We start from the raw sequence: 17790 nt of genomic DNA on the forward strand, positions 1-17790 counted from the left end.
AATTACCGGAGTAATTAGTGATATTTCAAATGTTCTAACATGTTTCTAAGTATCACTGCGCGGACACGATCCGGGGATTTAAAATTCGACATGACTTCCTTGTCAATGGCTGAGTGCATGATAGCCGCCTCATTCTCGCTGAGCAGTTCATTCTTCATCAAATTAGTGAGAATCGATACAGCATCACGCAAAGAAATGTCGTTGCCTACGAGGCTAATCATATTATCAATATAGTCCGCATCATCGATAATATTCAATTTCATAATTCTGATATAGCCACCACCACCCCGCTTACTTTCGACTTGATAGCCTTGCTTGGGGGTAAAACGTGTATTAATCACATAATTAATCTGTGAAGGCACGCATTCAAAGCGGTCAGCAATTTCACTCCGTCTGATTTCGACCCGTTCAGTATCCTGAAGCACCTCTTTTAGATAGGCTTCAATAATATCTGACATATTCCGGTTGCTCATGTCCTCACCTCCTTCACTAATTATTGACTAACTTTGACTAATATACTTTAATAATAAGCAAAAAAAGGAATGAGGTCAACTATTTAATTCACAAATAGCGACCTCATTAGGCTTTGACCTAGTTACGCTGGCTACTTTCTCTTTGAATAGAATGGTCAGGATCGTAAACCGTGTCAATGGTTATATGATTTATATTATATTTAGCTACCAAGGAGCGGATTTTTTGTTTAAGTTCTTCTTGTTCATCCGCCGTTAAGCGACAGGTAAGAACGGTAACACTGGCCATATGTTGTTCCCCATCGGTTGACCAGATATGCAGGTGGGATAAGCCATCGATATCCTCGTCTAAATCTAAGATCTGTTGGCCAATGGCTTGGGCATCGATACCTTCGGGAACCGCTTGGAGGAAAATCTTAGAAATATTAAGGAAGCGAGGGAAACTTTGGCTGATAATCCAAGCCGCAGTCAAAATCGACAGCAGTGGATCTAAGAAATACCAATTGGTAAAGCGGAGGATCACCGAGAGGATCAAAATCGCTACCCAGCCTAAGACATCTTCTAAGAGGTGGAGGTTGAGTAACTGCTCATTGGCTGACTGGCCCTTATGCATCATCCAGGAACAATAGCCGTTCACCACTACAGCAAAGACAGCCACCCAGAACATCCCCGTCACATGGATCGGTTCAGGATTAAAGAGCTTAGGAATAGAAGTCACTAGGATAAAGGCGGATCCGATGAGGAGAAAGACTGCTGTAATCAGTCCACCAAGCAGGGAAAAGCGGCGATAGCCATAAGAATAACGATTATCTGCCTCACGGCCAGAAATTTTTTCAAAGAACCAAGCAATGGCAATAGCTAAGACGTCCCCTGAGTCATGGATGGCATCCGAGAGAATGGCTGCACTGTTTAAGGTCCAGCCAAAGAAGGCCTCAAAGACCGTGAAAAAGGCATTGAGAAAGAGAACCAAACGCATCTTCTTAGCCGTTTCTTGGCTATTTCTAAATTGTAAACGCTTATTCTCATCTAATTGGCCCTCGGAATCTAAGGGGACAAGGGAAAATTGTTCAAAGGCTAAAAAACGACGTAAGTAAAGTAATTCTTCCTGGCGGTTTAAGCGGACGATATCCTGGTCTAATTGAATGGCAAAGCCCTTATCTTGGTTGAGGTCTTTTATTTGCTGAGCTAACCAATCATATTGACGTTGGCTTTCGATACCGACTATCCTGTAAAGTGTTTCCATGTTTTCACTCTCCTTATGATACCCTATCATATCATCATTTCTTTCCAGTACAAACAATAACTACTTCTGTAGTCTCATATTTTAAGTAAATTTAATTAGTTATTAAATAAAGTCGCTTAGTCTAAAACTAAAACCCTATCTATTAACAGCCTTCAGAAAAAAGACCCTGCCCGCAGTAAGGACAAGGTCTAAGGTCTAACGTAAGACAAAGCGTTTAGGCCCGATAAACTTCAACAGGAGATAACCTAAAATAATATAGGCGATAATAAAGAGGTAGATACCTAAAATCACTCGTGGTCCAATGGATTCGGCATTCATATAAAGTAGGTAGGGAATAAAAATACTCAAGGAGCGGATAATATTATAGAGTGGACTCTTGCTTTCCAGGTTGGCGGTAAAAGGTTGGAGCCAGTAATATAAGTAGAGGTAGTGAACCGTAAAGAAAACCATGACCACGATTTGACTAAGGAGTAAAACCCCCAAAGGCAGTATGCGTTGGCCGCCCAACTGGAAGTAGACCAGGCTAGAACCTAGCATGAGAACCAGCAAGGTGGGTAAATTATAGCGGAAGCAACGCTGAAAGCGGATCACCATAGCCTCTGCCAAAAGGTCAGGATTGCGATAATAATTATTATGCATCAGATAGCGGTCCATATTGAAAAAGCAAAAACGGGTAAAGGATTCCCCAATATTCAAAAACAGACAGGCATAAATCACCATCACAACCAAGTAGGTCTGGTAGGCCTCTTCCAAGTCAGCCTGGCTAATGCCTAAGTCACCGTGGAAGAAGAATTGGTAGATAAAGATTCCCCCACTGATTAAGGCAAAGAGACCTAAGACAATCATAAAGATAATCCGGCGTTGCTTGTTCAAGCGATGGCCCAGTCGGTCAAAGAAGATGGCATTAATATAGCTAATCCCCTGTAAGTGGTCATACTGATCGGAACTAGCCGGGACCTTGATATCTTCTACATCCACCTTAACATTAGCGGACTGGGCATTGGTCACAGCTTGATCGATATGGCGGATACTGTCATGGTTGATGCTTGACCGGGCCAAGGCCTGGTATTTGTCGGATTTTGCTAGCCAATGGGCCCCAACCCCTGCCATGACCACTCCCAAAAGCGCGGTGAGGGGCTGGAAGAGCCAGTTGATAGGTAAGTGGAAGCTGGCCGAGTTTTCCATAATCGACAAGCCCACAAAAAGCCCCCCAGCGACAAAAATCATGGCGATCATCACTACCGTAAAGGGTTGGTTAGGAACTTGGCGCTTGGGATTAACCAGCTTCAGGTAGAGGGATTGCGCTAAGACGCGTAAGCCGAGGAAAAAGAGGGTCATATTCATTCCACTAAAAAGAGAAAGCCCCATGGCTTTTAGCGTGATGGTCGCAGCTAGCCCGTAGAAAATGACAAAATTTAAACCCTCCATAAAGGTCATATTCAAGTAATAGCGCTTGGGATTCATCTTTAAGTAATAAATACACAGGCGGTCAAAGGTTTGGTTGGGATCAATTAACTTGACCCAGAAGGTCGCTAAGACTAAAGAAAAGCAAAAAATAGCCAGTAAACGAACCGTATTTTCTTGCCCAGGGTCGCCAATGTAACCGAGGAGGAAAATAGCCACAAAATAAAAAGCTTTGCCAAATATTTGTTTAAAAACTTCCCCCACTGTGCCCAGCCAAGTGATCAGACGCTTAACATGCTTGGCCTCAAACCAGCGATTGGGAATATATTTACCAATTAGGGGGAGGCGTTGGAGATAGTAAAGAAAGATGTTCAGCGAGCGGGTCGCCTTGAGTTGCTGAAGGAATTGGTAATTAGTCATGGCCCTCATCCTCCACGCTCAAGGCTTCAATAAGAGACTGGTCAAAGTTCTCGTCCTCCAGGGCGCTCTCAAAGTGACGCAGCTGGCCTTGATGTAAGAGAACAATATCATCACATATATCCTTGGCCAATTGGATCATGTGGGTAGACATAATCATAATATGGTCCTGACCCAAGTCTAAAAGCAGGCGTTTAATTTCGAGACTGGAAATCACGTCAATGGCTGTCAAAGGTTCGTCAAGGAGAATGATTTTCGGTTTGGAAATCAAGAGGCAGAGAATCGCCAACTTGCTCTTCATCCCACTGGAATAGCCCTTGATGATCCGGTGGCGGGCCTCCTGACTAAAGCCCAAGCGGTCTAAGTAATCATCGACTGAATAAGTATCTTTGGGAGCATGGATATCCATGTAAAATTTGATGTATTCATAGCCGGTAAGAAAGTCAGGCAGGTAGTTTTCGGCAAAGACCATACCGATATCTTCCGGTTCAATGGCTCGCTCCTGGCCGTTTTCGACTAAGGAGACCCGGCCACCATCGCTTTCCAAGTCCCCATATAAAATCCGAAAGAGAGTCGTCTTCCCTGACCCATTCCGTCCCAAGAGTCCGTAAATATGACCGGCTTCAAAGGTGTAGGAAGCGCCCTTAAGAACCTCCTGTTCTTGAAAATGCTTGTCGATATTTTCAATGTGCAATTCCATGCTACTCGCCTCCATGTGTATTTTCTCCCTCTGGAGTCATTGCCCTTCTAGTATAACAAAGAATCCCGGGGCCTTAAAGGCAAATAGTCGCTAAGAAAAAACGATAGGCCCTTCATCATGCCTATCGCTTTCACGATTCTTTAATTGTCATTTGCTTCTGCCTGATTTTCTTTAGGAGTAAAGAAATAACGGCCGATTTCTTCATGGTCGATATCCAATAATTCGCAAGACTTATAAATTTGTGATTGGCTAAAAGATAAGCCACCATTTAACTTCATGGACATAGTCGGTTCTGACAATTCCATCGCCTTGGAAAAATTCTTCACCGAACCATAAATTTCAATAATCCTGCCACGTAATCTTCGATAGTCGAATTCCATAAACACACTCCAATCCACTTTCACTTGTTAAAACTCATTCAATCACTCATGAGGATAAGGATCATCAGCAAGGGGCCATGAGGCTCCCAGCCTGTATCGCTGTGGACTTATCCCCAATAATTGCTTAAGCCTCTAGTCCTCTCTTTGATAAAGGGCTGTGACTTCATCTCGATCATTCAAGTGAGCCAAAGGCAATCTTAGTAGCAAGCGCCATAGCCTTTATCAATTGGTCCACTCATCAGTCCAAGGACCAGAAGCCATGAGGCCAATCGGCTTAAGTTACAGTCATCTTAATAAATGAGTGCCCACTCACTTACTATACACTATTCTGTCTAAAAATCTATTAAAAGCCCTTCTAAATTATGTTAAATTTAACAAATTTATTTTTTTCTTTAATAAATAATCACTTGCTGATTGCCCAAAAGCTTTAGACTTCTTACTTATTTTTGCCATTTTATCGAAAAAAGAAAAAAGCGATCCAAAGATCGCTAAATAGCTTGTTTAATCAGCTTATCGGGAAGACCGGAATTGAACCGACGACCCCTACGTCCCGAACGTAGTGCTCTACCAAGCTGAGCTACTTCCCGTCATCCTTTGTTTTTTAAGAAAAATAAAAAGCGCCTTACTGACGCTTTCCATCGAGTCGGGAAAACAGGATTCGAACCTGCGACCCCTTGGTCCCAAACCAAGTGCTCTACCAAGCTGAGCTATTTCCCGGTAATGCACCCAGCAGGATTCGAACCTGCAACCGCCTGATTCGTAGTCAGGTACTCTATCCAGTTGAGCCATGGGTGCTTGATCATTTAAACGGTTATGCCGAGGACCGGAATCGAACCGGTACGGTGTTTAACCACCGCGGGATTTTAAGTCCCGTGCGTCTGCCTGTTCCGCCACCCCGGCATAATAATAATTTTCAAAGCCATTTGGCTAAGCGGAAGACGGGATTCGAACCCGCGACCCCCACCTTGGCAAGGTGATGTTCTACCACTGAACTACTTCCGCATTTGTAAGACAATACGAGGTATGCTTACAATAATGATCCGTGGGAGGCTCGAACTCCCGACCCTCTGATTAAAAGTCAGATGCTCTACCAACTGAGCTAACGAATCATAATGGAGAATGAGGGGCTCGAACCCCCGACATCCTGCTTGTAAGGCAGACGCTCTCCCAGCTGAGCTAATTCTCCCTGAGTTATTTTTGCTGTCCTGATCAGACAACTATTAAATAATACCACTTTTACTTATAATCGTCAAGTGAATTTGATAAAAATTTTCCTGGTCAAATAATTTCTTTATGTTTTGCGGATGAATAAGTTAGGAGGTGCTTTCATGCTGGTTTACCTACAATTTTTCTTCTTTGCCGCTCTGGCTTCCTGCCTGATGGCCTTTAGCCACCGTTACCTAAAAAAGCTCCCTTTTCTTTGGGCCCGGTCCCAGTGTGACCAGTGTCAGGTCACTTTATCCGCCCTGGCGCTTATTCCCCTAATCGGTTATTGCTTGTCAAAGGGCCGGTGCTTTCAGTGTCAGCAGCCCATTGCCTGGACCTATCCGGTATTTGAAGGCGTTTTTGCCCTCTTGAGTCTCTTTATTCTTGCCCGTTTTTCTCCTGGGCGAGGGTCTTATTTGGTCTACCTTCACAGCCTGCTTTTTGTCATGGCTATGGCTGACCTGGAGGAAATGTGGGTCCCTGATCGCTTTCAAGTCCTCTTTTTTCTAAGCTTGATCGCTTACCATGGCCTCTATACCCCCGCTAGTCACTATCCCAGTCTCTTGCTTCAGCTTGTATCCTGTGGGCTAGTCTTAGGGCTACTCATCTATTTATTGCCGGGGAGTTTGGGAGGAGCCGATATCAAAATTTTTCTTAGCCTTTCTCTCTTTTTTCCAGCTAGAATGTATCCCCTCTTTATCTGCCTGGCTTCCGGTTTGGCCTTGGCTTATCTTTTTCTGGCCGCCTACTTGAAGCAACGCTCTCTCAAAGAACCCCTAGCCTTCTTCCCTTTGATCTGGTTGGCTTTTGATTTGACCTTAATCTTTGCCTATTAAATTTTAAGCAAAAAAGAGTGTGTGACAAAAGTCAAAAAAGCCCTGAAGAGCTACGCATACTATATCTGTAACTCGCTTGCGCTTCGAACAGCTATAGCAACTGGAACGAACTATGAATGATAGGCGAAGGCCTATCGCACATAGTTCGTAGTTGGGTTTGGCTTGGCAGGCTTGAAGTGATTTCACAAGTCAGAAACAAGCGAATATTTCGCTTTTATTCTGACTTGCTCCAATCATCCAAGCCTATGCGCCAAGTCTCACACCCTTTATGAAGTGGACGTCAGAGCTGACTTTTGGAACACGTTTTAATTAGACTGTTCGTATTTTTTAAAAAGCTGGGAGAAGTCCCAGCTAGGCAAATCGATAAATGCCCCCTCATCAATAAGGGCTAATCGTCTTTGAGGTCAGCCTTACTCAATTCGGATTCGTCATGGAAGACCTTGCCACTACGTTCGTAGAGGATGTCAGATAGGCCGACCTTGACATTGGCAAGGCGGGCGACCGCAAAGAAGTAGTCGGATAGGCGGTTAATAAATTTCAAAGCGACGGGACTGGAACTTTCTTCACGCATGAAGGAAACAATGTGGCGTTCACAGCGGCGGGTCACGGTCCGAGCATAGTGCAAACGACTGGCTAAACGGCTACCACCGGGTAGGATAAAGGATTCCACCGCAGGGGCTTGAGGATTGTAGGTATCAATCCGCTCCTCTAACCAATCAATCGCGGCTTGTTTTAAGCGGTACTCGCCCTTGCCCTCAGGAGTGGCAAAGTCGTTGCCACAGTCAAATAAATACTGTTGGATTTGAATTAATTCCTCATTTAATTCCGGCCATGACTCGTTTTCGCTAATTGTGACACCAATCCATGAATTTAATTCGTCAACACTCCCATAGGCATTGACACGTAGAGAATCTTTAGGAACTTCCTGGCCACCGATAATCCGGGTCGTCCCCTTATCCCCTGTTCGGGTATAAATTTGCATATTAATCACCTCACTTACATTATAAAGTATTTGGCCAATAAATACGATTTAAATGGTGATAAATTAATGTGTGACACACTCTTTGAAAACATGTTGCAAGAGGCAGCCTAAACGTCCACTTCACGAATAATAATCGATAGTTGCTTAACTATGGTTTATGATTCTTTTCAGATGCTCTACGCCCTTAATCCATCTGTCGAGAGTTCGAGCCTTTCACGGTCCATCATCTATAAACAGCGTGATAACAAACATTTGCAAATCTTATTATCACGGTGTTTTTAGTTCTTAGTCTATTTTTCAAAAGTCAGACAAAAATCATGAAAACTGTGCAATATACTAATAATGGAATTAAGCAAAAAAACTACATATCAACTATAAAATATGCAAATAAATCATCATCAAGTACTCGCTTAGCATTAATCACATGAGTATAGATATTTAATATTGTCGAAATGTCAACATGCCCTAGTCACTTTTGAACTAACTTTACATCGAGTACATCCTCGAACAACAAAGAGTAGTATGTGTACTTAAGATGGAGGTTTTCCTTATTAGTGAATATGAATTAATCTTGGCCACTAGCATTTGTATCATAAATAGTATGTCACGCCCCATCCCCTGGCTGGAGCCGCTGACCAGGACAGACTGAAAGGCTGACCTGGCCCGGTGGAAGACAGGGGATGGGCCCTGTTCTTGGGGTGGGGGTTAGGGGTGAGTAGTAAAATATCGCTTCTAAAATTAATTCATCTTTTTCAAAGTACAATAATTTAATCTCATCATAATAGATAAAAGGTATATCAAATCGACCGTCTGGCTTCATTGATATACCTTTTTATCATTTATACATATTGGGAAGATATTGAGTAGAAATACCTGCGATTATTTTTTATTAATCTTTTTTCTTTGATCCTAAAGCTAATGAAGCAAAGCCCAATAGTACTGATACAGTAAGAGCTGCTGTCGACACACCTGCTACTGCTCCTGTTTGAGGTAGTTTAGTGTTAACAGATTGCTTATCCTTAACAACTTTTCTTGCAGATTGAGGAGTGTCAGTCTTCTTAACAACTACATGGTTCGTTTGTTTAACGTTTGGTACACCTGGAGTGTTACCGCCTGGAGTGTCGCCGCCTGGGGTATTACCGCCTGGAGTGTCGCCGCCCGGGGTATTACCGCCTGGGGTATTACCGCCTGGAGTGTCGCCACCTGGGGTAGTACCACCTGGAGTGTCGCCACCTGGGGTAGTACCACCTGGAGTGTCGCCGCCTGGAGTATTACCGCCTGGGGTACCTGGTTTATCTTCTTTCTTGCAGATGTTGCAAATGTAGCCTAAGTCGACCTTGGTTTTATCTGTGTATTCAATGATTAAATGTTTATTTTCATCAAAGTATACATTAACAATACCACGACCATCTTTACCGTCTTTACCATCGCGAACAATCGTTTCAGTCTTGGTGCCATCAGTATCAATTACAGTAATGGTATAGCTACCGTCTTTATTATCAGTTACGGTAACTTTTGGTGACTTGCCATCTTTACCATCACGAATGATTGTTTCCTGAGTGGAGCCATCCACGTTCGTTACAATGATAGTATAGGTTCCGTTTTCATTATCACGAATGTCTACACGTGGAGACTGTCCATCTTTACCATCGCGTACAAATTCACGTGAAATTTCTTTGTTATCACCATCGAAGACGATAATCCATTGACCCTTTTCGCCTTTATCATTTTGACCTGGCTGTACTTTAACTGAAGGAGTCTTACCGTCTTTGCCGTCCTTACCATCTTTACCATCTTTAACCACAGTGGTCGTTTGCGTACCATCTGGGTTGGTAATGGTAATAGTATGGGTCCCGTCGCCATTATCTGTCACTTCAGCGGTTGCAGATTTGCCATCCTTACCGTCTTTGATAACAGTTTCGGTCTTAGTGCCGTCTGGGTTAGTGATGGTTACGGTGTGGGTACCATTGCCGTTATCTGTCACTTCAGCCTTAGGTGACTTACCGTCTTTAACCACAGTGGTCGTTTGCGTACCATCTGGGTTAGTAATGGTAATGGTATGGGTGCCGTCACCGTTATCTGTCACTTCAGCAGTTGCAGACTTGCCATCCTTACCATCTTTGATAACAGTTTCAGTCTTAGTCCCATCTGGGTTGGTGATAGTTACGGTGTGAGTACCGTTGCCGTTATCTGTCACTTCGGCCTTTGGTGACTTACCATCTTTGCCGTCCTTACCATCTTTACCATCTTTAACCACAGTGGTCGTTTGCGTACCATCTGGGTTGGTAATAGTAATGGTATGGGTGCCGTCACCGTTATCTGTCACTTCAGCAGTTGCAGACTTGCCATCCTTACCATCTTTGATAACAGTTTCGGTCTTAGTGCCGTCTGGGTTAGTGATGGTTACAGTGTGAGTTCCATTGCCGTTGTCTGTCACGTTAGCCTTAGGTGATTTACCATCAGCTACGAATTCAGTTGAGACGATTTCATCTTCAGTGAACTTGCCGTCACCGTTCTTATCGAAGTAAGAGATGATCCATTGACCTGGTTCGCCTGCTTCATTTGGTCCCTTCACGACGTGAACGTAAGCGGATTTACCATTTTGACCAGGGTCGCCTTTTTCACCCTTAGCACCGTCTTTGATAACAGTTTCAGTCTTAGTGCCATCTGGGTTGGTGATAGTTACGGTGTGAGTACCGTTGCCGTTATCTGTGACTTCAGCCTTAGGTGACTTACCGTCTTTACCAGGGTCGCCCTTGTCACCTTTTTCGCCCTTGTCACCGTCTTTAACCACAGTTGTGGTCTGGCTGCCGTCTGGGTTGGTAATAGTAATGGTATGGGTGCCGTCACCGTTATCTGTCACTTCAGCAGTTGCAGACTTGCCATCCTTACCATCTTTGATAACAGTTTCGCTCTTAGTGCCGTCTGGGTTAGTGATGGTTACAGTGTGAGTTCCATTGCCGTTGTCTGTCACGTTAGCCTTAGGTGATTTACCATCAGCTACGAATTCAGTTGAGACGATTTCATCTTCAGTGAACTTGCCGTCACCGTTCTTATCGAAGTAAGAGATGATCCATTGACCTGGTTCGCCTGCTTCATTTGGTCCCTTCACGACGTGAACATAGGATGACTTACCGTTTTCACCATTCTTACCTGGCGCACCATCTTTACTATCAGCTACAAATTCACGTGAGACTACTTCATCTTCGCCAAATTGGCTATCGCCATTCTTATCAAAGTAGGTGATAATCCATTTACCTTGGCGGCCTTCTTGGTCTGTACCTGGTTCAAGTTTGACAAATGATGATTTGCCGTCCTTAGGTTCAACGATTTCTTTCGTCCCAATTTCACGGATTTCAGGTTGGGGCTCCAGCTCACGCACACGACTGACTTCAGTAAAGTAAGATTTATAATTCTTACCATCTACTTGAATGGTATCCTTACCTGTTTCTGTTGTTTCAACAAGTTCATGTTTATAAATAATGCGGTCGCGGCCCTTCACACCACCTTGAACAACAACGGTTACCCCTTTAGGTAAATTGTTATTTTCACGGGTTTGAACTTCGAATGGAACTTCTTCAGTCGTCATTTCAAAGCTGGTGTATTTTTTATCTTCTTTTTTCTCTTCTTTGTAGAAGCCAGCGTCAACAGTCAGGTCATTGCCATTTTCAAGGGTAACAACTACTTGATTGCCGCGTGAATTCTTACCAACTGTGCCTTGGTTTGCTTGAGTTGGTAGATAGCCAGCTGGTGTATCAAAGGACACAATGTATACGCCGGTAGGTTTTTGAAGGAAGTGGTAGTTGCCTTGTGCATCCGTTACGGTAGATTCAATGACTTCACCACGTGCATCACGTAAGGTTACTTTAACCCCTGCAATACCAGTTTCACCTTCATCTTGGATGCCATTCTTATTGGCATCGTCCCATACGTAGTCCCCAATATTATATTCTTGAGCGACTTGGCCTGTACCATCCGCTTTATTGGTTTCTTTCGTAATATCAAAGGTCCAGTAGAATGGCGAATTGTTCGCATATAAGGTACCCTTGGCAGATACAGTGGTTTGCCCATCTGCTGCTGGTTTAAACTTAGTATCTACAGTGTAGTAATAAGCATCGGTAGTGCCGTTAGGTAGTTCGATAAAGATACCATCAGGCGTACGTTTGATATTTAAGTTATTGGTTACTTCTTGGAGGGTATTTGGATTGTGATATAAGCTTTGGTTAATTTCTTGACCTTTAGGGATCCGGTAAACATGGACCGTATCCGATGGGCTAAAGCTTGTGTCACTTTGAGCATCCTTCTTAGTAATCGCAATTGTTGGAACACCAGGGTTTAAATGTCGGTTAACTGCTTGGTAATCTGCTTCTAGTGGATAAGCACCAGTTTGCAGGTTGATGTGTGTCGCATTGGCTACCCCTTGAACACGGAAACTCTGCTCATTTCCGTCGATATTTTGAACGAGGATCTCGTTACTTACACCTGTTCGTTGATCTCTACCAATGCCTTGATAATCTACATTTATCACGTGGCTTTGAGAACGGTCGCCTACTGATACCATGATCGTCTGAGGGCCATCTTGGGGAACAGTTTTCGGATCGATAAAGATTGGGAAGCTGACATTTGCCTTAACATTATTCAGCAATTCAGCTGTAGGTGTTAAGACATAGCGAATCCGACGTTGGTCTTGTGGCAGGATAACTGGTTCAGCTAGAACGGCCCCTTTGAAGTAAATTGGCTTAAGAGAAACCGCAGCATCTTGCATTACCCCATTCAGGTTCACATTGTTGCTATATTGAATATCAAAATAGTCACCAGCTTTAGCGCCATTGCCAATATTGAAAGATGTATCAACACGTAAAGACCCACTTGCCTGAGGTTGAACGGTTCCTTCTCCTACTCGACTCTTTGGATTTGAAATGTTGATTTCAACATTTTGAATCTCACTATTCACGTTTTTCCCTGGAATCTGGCTAGCATTAGCATACAAGGCTAAACGTTCTTTTGTATCGTCCTTAGCCGCATCTGCTGCATAAAAACCTGCGCGTTCAGGCCTTTCTTGGTCTCCTGCTTCTGCATTCTTCCCATCCGGGTTTTGGTCATTTTCAGCTTTAGCTTCCTCTTTTTCAGAAGCTACGACTGTGTCAGATTCAGTCGCGCTTGTTTCTGGCAAGCTTGGCTGAGCTTCTGTCACTTCACTGGTTTCATTACTACTTGGTGCTGATACAGTTTCAGCGACAGGTGCACTTACTTCTTGGTTACTTGCAGCTTCAACGACTGCTGCATTCCCCATGAAAAGTAAGCCAGCTACTACCACTACTGATGCAACGCCAACATTCAAACGTTTAATTGAATAACGATAAAATTTATTACTTCTTTTTTTCTGAAGTAATTTAAGATTATTCTTACCAATCATAAATTCCCCTCCGTTTTCTTTAGTTTAAAAAATAGATCATCGCTTAAATCAATCTAAGCATGAGAATCGTACAAAAAAAAACGCAAGGATTTCATCAAATAATACTGATATTTATTTTTGATTATTTTAAAATAAATAATGCAAATATAAAATAAATTCAAATAACAGTAGGTTTTTAATCTTAATTGTCTAAATAATAAGGAAATATTCAACGCAATTAAAATACATTTTTGTTCCATGTAAAAAAAAGATGAAGTCATTCGGCTTCATCTCCTTTCCAATTGACTATATATGTTGGATATGCTAGATAGTTTACGTATATTTGTGAAGAATCAATAAAGGTGACGTGGGAGATATTACAAATGGCATTGAATCAAATTTATCAAATTACATAAATATATTAATTAATAGCCGTAATATCCTGCTAAATAAAAAATCTGGCTTATATGTAATTATTCTTCGCTCACTTTAAACTTTAATTTATTTTACAAATAAACTGTATATATTTATCAATAAATACGATTATTATTTTTATTTATATACTAAATTATTGGCTTTTCTTATAGTTTTTAGAATTTCTTCCTTCTATAAGCATTTATTTTAACAATGTTTAGTGTGTAATTTCTAGAGCTAAGTTTATTTACTGAAAGCTAACGCTATAGTTCTTTTGAAGGTAAATATTAAATAACATCATTCTCCTTAACTACCACGCCATAAAGTGCCCACTCCCTGTCTCCCCCCAGGCCAGGTCAGCCTGGGGCTGTCCTGACTATCGCCCCCAGTAGTCCACCCCTGCTACGACCCGATGAGCCAAGTTAAGCTAAATAACAAAAAGTTTCCCTAAAGTTTGCTGACCTTGAGTCAAGGCCTCAAGGTCTCCACTATGGGGGACGCTTCTTCTAATATAAATTCTGATTGCCAACTCCAGCTTGTCTCACACGGTAATATATTCGAGTCAGGAGTGGGATTAGGGGCTAACATACAAAAAGGACTATAAGTCTAAATCTAATCTCCCAAAAGATGAACTCAAAATCCAACTTTAGGGGCACTACATCTAACTTAATGATTGCACTCATTAAGTTAACTATCAAACTGATAGACCTATTCAAACAATTCAATTTTAAGGGTTCTAGTAAATTATCTATCCCTAATATAATTAATCATAAACAAAAGGATAAAGATAGTAAAGATTGCAATACTAATATCAGTAACCTTTTACAACACTTAACCCTTGATACAACAACACCAATCAAAATAGTTTTTTATAAGAATTATTTGAGTCGATAAATGAATGCGCTTCCTTCCAACTAGTAGAAGGAAATAGCCGAAATAAATGAGATATGTAATAAAAAAGAGCCAGAAAATAGCTTCCTTTAGATTCATCTATCTCACAATTTCTTATGAAGATTTCCATGAACAATATAACAAGATTTAATAGTACGTGATGATTCAGAATTTTATAAGAATCCGATTTAATAATCTTTGCAAGCTCCTAACGATGGCTAACAATCCCTTTCCATAATTATCTTATTATTTTAAAAATTTTTCATTAATATAAGTTATCAATATTGATCCCAAAAACCCTGCTAAAATATAATTTAAACCATACTTAAGCTCCCATTTTGAAAGAATATAAAAGTTTAAAATAAACAATAAATCACATAAAACCAACTTTATTTGTATTTGAGAAGAAAATTTCAACGTTTTCCACCCTACAATACTTCCTCCAACCAACATTAAAATTACCCAAATACTTAGTGGGGATGATGAACTATGTAAATAAATCGAGAAAAATCCTAATAAAGATACCATCAACATAATATAACCTAATAACGCTAGTCTCTGCTCTCTCGAGGACAACATAAAACCACCTCTAAATATTTTTTGATAGCGTTTTCACTTTCACTTTAGTAATACTCTTAGTTAAAATCAAATAAAAAGGCTTGAATTGGAACTTGTAATTTGCGTAGCAAGGCTTTCTTTAAACGAATAAAATGAGCAGATTAGGGGCAAGTGTCAATACCAGATTTATAATAATACAGATATTATAGAACCTAAAATAACCCCCAAAAGTTGAATCTTGAATTCAACTTTTGGGGGTTACTACATTAATCTAGTTTATTCTTTTAAAGTTATTTTATTATAAGCCGCATTTTAATTGGGCGAAGCAATTGGAGCAAGTGTTGCAGCCGCCAATTTCTTCCACAATCCCGGTCCGGCAAATTGGGCAGGTATTGCCAAGTTCGCTACCGAAGACGACTTCTTCATTGGCTTCAGCTTGGGCTTGGTCGACTAATTGACGTAATTCGTCACTGTCATCAACGACAACCACATCGGCTTGTTTGTTTTGATCGGCTTGGGAAGCTTGGTCACTGTCTTCATGTTCATCCTTATTTAAGGTGAGAACTTGGGAATCCCGCGACCCGTCAACATAAACGGTCCCACCCTTAGCGCCACCTTCATAAAGTTTTTCATAGACTTCAGCCACTTGGTTAACAGCGTAACCCTTAGGTGCGTTCACCGTCTTAGAAATGGAGCTATCTACCCAACGTTGGATAGTGGTTTGCACATCAACGTGTTCTCTTGGGCTTAAGTCCATGGCTGAAACAAAGAAGTCAGGGAGATGGTCAGCATCGGCTTCTGGATGTTGGTCCAGGTATTCTTGGACGATATCAGCATTCACTTCAATGAATTTACCTAAGCGACCAGTCCGGTAGTATTTAAAGGCAAAGTAAGGTTCTAGCCCGGTAGAAACATTCATCATGGTCCCGGTACTTCCGGTTGGCGCCACGGTAAGTAAGTGGGAGTTGCGGATTCCGTACTTCAAGACGCCTTCACGGATACTTTCAGGCATTCTTTGCATGAAACCGGATTGGACAAAGCGTTCTCTTAATGCTTGGGTTTCTTCTTCTGTTTCTCCAATTAAGAAGGGGAAGCTGCCCCGTTCTTTGGCGAGTTCGATGGAGGTTTGGTAAGCCGTTACGGCGATGGTTTCAAAGACTTCATCGACTAATTGATTACCTTCCTCAGAGCCATAGCGTTTTTCACAGTAGATTAAGAGGTCAGCCAGGCCCATTACCCCTAAACCAATCCGACGTTCACCGAGCGCTTGTTTCTTGTTGGCTTCCAAGAAGTAAGGTGTGGCATCGATGACGTTATCTTGCATGCGGATGGCGGTAGCTACCGTTTCTTGTAATTTTTCTTTATCGAGACGTTTGTTTTCCTTATCTGCCATTTGGGCCAGGTTAATGGCACCCAGATTACATACAGAATAAGGCGCTAGTGGTTGTTCCCCACAAGGGTTAGTCGCCACCACCTTTTGACCATAAGCCACAGCATTGGTGTCTTCGTTGGCCCGGTCAATAAAGAAAATCCCAGGTTCGGCCGCATAGGTGGCACAGATGTTGATCAATTGCCATAGTTCTTTGGCAGGTAGGGTCCGGTAATCGGTAATTTCATGACCCATGGCTTCCCACTCGCGCACATCGCCAACTTCTTGCCATTGGCTATCATAGGCTTCCATTTCTTCTTGGTCATATTTTTCCACTGCGGGGAAGCGTAGGGTCCAATCCTTGCCTTCCTTAACAGCTTCCATAAAGTCGGAGGAAATCGCTACCGAAATATTGGCCCCAGTTAAGAAGTCCGGTTCATTGACTTCGTAGTGACCACCCAGTTCCAAGTTTTCCTTGGCTTCCGCATAGGCGGCATCACTCACCTCACCGCCTTGTTTTTCCTTGAGGTCAACGACCGCTTGGAACATGTCAATTTGAGCTGGGGTGGAGTAGACGAATTTTAACTTTTCATCGACTAATTGCTTAATGTAGCTGTCCTTGGAGCTTTCTTTGATAAATTGAAGGATGCGAGGGTTTTGCATCTTAGAAATGATAAATTCTAAAATATCTGGATGCCAGTCAGCTAACATGATCATTTGGGCCCCACGACGGCTGCCCCCTTGTTCCACCAAGTGGGTTAATTGGGCAATGTCGTCCAACCAAGAAACTGCTCCAGAGGACTTGCCGTTAACCCCACGAACTAAAGAATGACGTGGTCTTAGGGTAGAGCCATTGGTCCCTACACCCCCACCACGAGACATAATTTCCATGACTTCCTTACGGTGGTCAGCAATCCCACCCCGAGAGTCAGGCACGTAAGGCATCACGTAGCAGTTAAAGTAGGTCACGTCAGTTCCTGACCCAGCACCATATAAAACCCGGCCCGCTGGCACGAAGTTTCCAGCCGCTTCTTCGCGGAAGAAGGCTGCTTCGATGTCTTGACGGTGGTCTTCGTCACGGTCAATGGCTGCTAGACCATGGGCGTTCCGTTTAGCAATTTGTTCATAGTAGATTTCTAAAGGTTTGTCGATTTCATCCAAGGGGCGTTGAACAATACCAGTTTCCTGTTCTTCTCCCATTAAGGAACCACGATAAGCTTCTTCAACCCAAATGGTTACTGTCTTATTATCAATGGCTTGGACAATCCCAATCCCCCGTCCAGGATATTGAGGGTCAGGACGGACAGTTAGGACCACCAAGTCACCTGGAGCCAGGGTTTCCTTCATGGTATCTTTAAAGGAATAACGGTCCAACATGACCATCCGACTAATCCCAGAAAAGCTTTTGTTCATGTCTTCTGTCATCGGATAAACTTGGGGAAAGGATTGGATGGCTTGGTTGAGGGCCTCTTTATTCCATTCCACTATATTCTTCATCGCAGTTTCCATAATGAATCTCCTTTAT

General features: G+C 42.5%; 9 protein-coding genes and 7 tRNA genes. 1 reads left to right on the plus strand and 15 read right to left on the minus strand.

Annotation, left to right across the window (positions count from 1 at the left end; all coding sequences use genetic code 11):
* Positions 1-14 precede the first annotated feature (14 nt).
* From CJ190_RS07630 to CJ190_RS07685, 12 genes are all read right to left on the minus strand, one after another.
* The gene (locus tag CJ190_RS07630) at positions 15-473 is read right to left on the minus strand and encodes a CtsR family transcriptional regulator (protein ID WP_070597962.1); all 459 of its coding nucleotides are present in this window, start codon (positions 471-473) and stop codon (positions 15-17) included.
* A 118-nt stretch (positions 474-591) separates the two neighbouring features.
* Positions 592-1713: a cation diffusion facilitator family transporter gene (locus tag CJ190_RS07635; protein WP_168162768.1), complete on the minus strand. Its 1122-nt coding sequence runs from the start codon at positions 1711-1713 to the stop codon at positions 592-594.
* A gap of 195 nt (positions 1714-1908) precedes the next feature.
* A complete protein-coding gene (locus CJ190_RS07640) occupies positions 1909-3537 on the minus strand; it encodes a hypothetical protein (protein ID WP_070597963.1) in 1629 nt (542 codons plus the stop codon).
* Positions 3530-4234 (minus strand): ABC transporter ATP-binding protein, encoded by a 705-nt coding sequence (locus tag CJ190_RS07645; protein ID WP_070597964.1) that lies wholly within the window; start codon positions 4232-4234, stop codon positions 3530-3532. Before CJ190_RS07645 ends, CJ190_RS07640 begins: the two co-directional genes overlap by 8 nt.
* 140 nt (positions 4235-4374) lie before the next feature.
* Complete coding sequence (locus tag CJ190_RS07650) at positions 4375-4614, minus strand: DUF739 family protein (protein WP_070597965.1); 240 nt, start codon at positions 4612-4614, stop codon at positions 4375-4377.
* A gap of 513 nt (positions 4615-5127) precedes the next feature.
* Positions 5128-5201 (minus strand) — tRNA-Pro (locus tag CJ190_RS07655).
* A gap of 56 nt (positions 5202-5257) precedes the next feature.
* Positions 5258-5331, minus strand: a tRNA-Pro gene (locus CJ190_RS07660).
* Between the two features lie 4 nt (positions 5332-5335).
* Positions 5336-5409: transfer RNA gene (locus CJ190_RS07665), tRNA-Arg, on the minus strand.
* A gap of 19 nt (positions 5410-5428) precedes the next feature.
* Positions 5429-5514, minus strand: a tRNA-Leu gene (locus CJ190_RS07670).
* Between the two features lie 30 nt (positions 5515-5544).
* A tRNA-Gly gene (locus CJ190_RS07675) sits at positions 5545-5616 on the minus strand.
* Between the two features lie 34 nt (positions 5617-5650).
* A tRNA-Lys gene (locus tag CJ190_RS07680) sits at positions 5651-5723 on the minus strand.
* A 4-nt stretch (positions 5724-5727) separates the two neighbouring features.
* Positions 5728-5800: transfer RNA gene (locus CJ190_RS07685), tRNA-Val, on the minus strand.
* 142 nt (positions 5801-5942) lie between these two features.
* Here CJ190_RS07685 and CJ190_RS07690 point away from each other — a divergent pair.
* Positions 5943-6656: a prepilin peptidase gene (locus tag CJ190_RS07690; RefSeq protein WP_070598025.1), complete on the plus strand. Its 714-nt coding sequence runs from the start codon at positions 5943-5945 to the stop codon at positions 6654-6656.
* Positions 6657-7044: 388 nt separating this feature from the next.
* On the opposite strand, the gene CJ190_RS07695 is transcribed toward CJ190_RS07690, so the two are convergent.
* From CJ190_RS07695 to CJ190_RS07705, 3 genes are all read right to left on the minus strand, one after another.
* Complete coding sequence (locus tag CJ190_RS07695) at positions 7045-7638, minus strand: cob(I)yrinic acid a,c-diamide adenosyltransferase (RefSeq protein WP_060778746.1); 594 nt, start codon at positions 7636-7638, stop codon at positions 7045-7047.
* Between the two features lie 889 nt (positions 7639-8527).
* A complete protein-coding gene (locus CJ190_RS07700) occupies positions 8528-13054 on the minus strand; it encodes a collagen-flanked surface repeat-containing protein (protein ID WP_101562084.1) in 4527 nt (1508 codons plus the stop codon).
* Between the two features lie 2140 nt (positions 13055-15194).
* Positions 15195-17774 carry a vitamin B12-dependent ribonucleotide reductase gene (locus tag CJ190_RS07705; protein ID WP_070598041.1) on the minus strand — a complete coding sequence of 860 codons (2580 nt, stop codon included), beginning with the start codon at positions 17772-17774 and terminating at the stop codon, positions 15195-15197.
* Positions 17775-17790: the final 16 nt, after the last annotated feature.

The sequence above is a fragment of the Aerococcus loyolae genome (assembly GCF_002871915.2).
Classification (GTDB): Bacteria; Bacillota; Bacilli; order Lactobacillales; family Aerococcaceae; genus Aerococcus; species Aerococcus loyolae.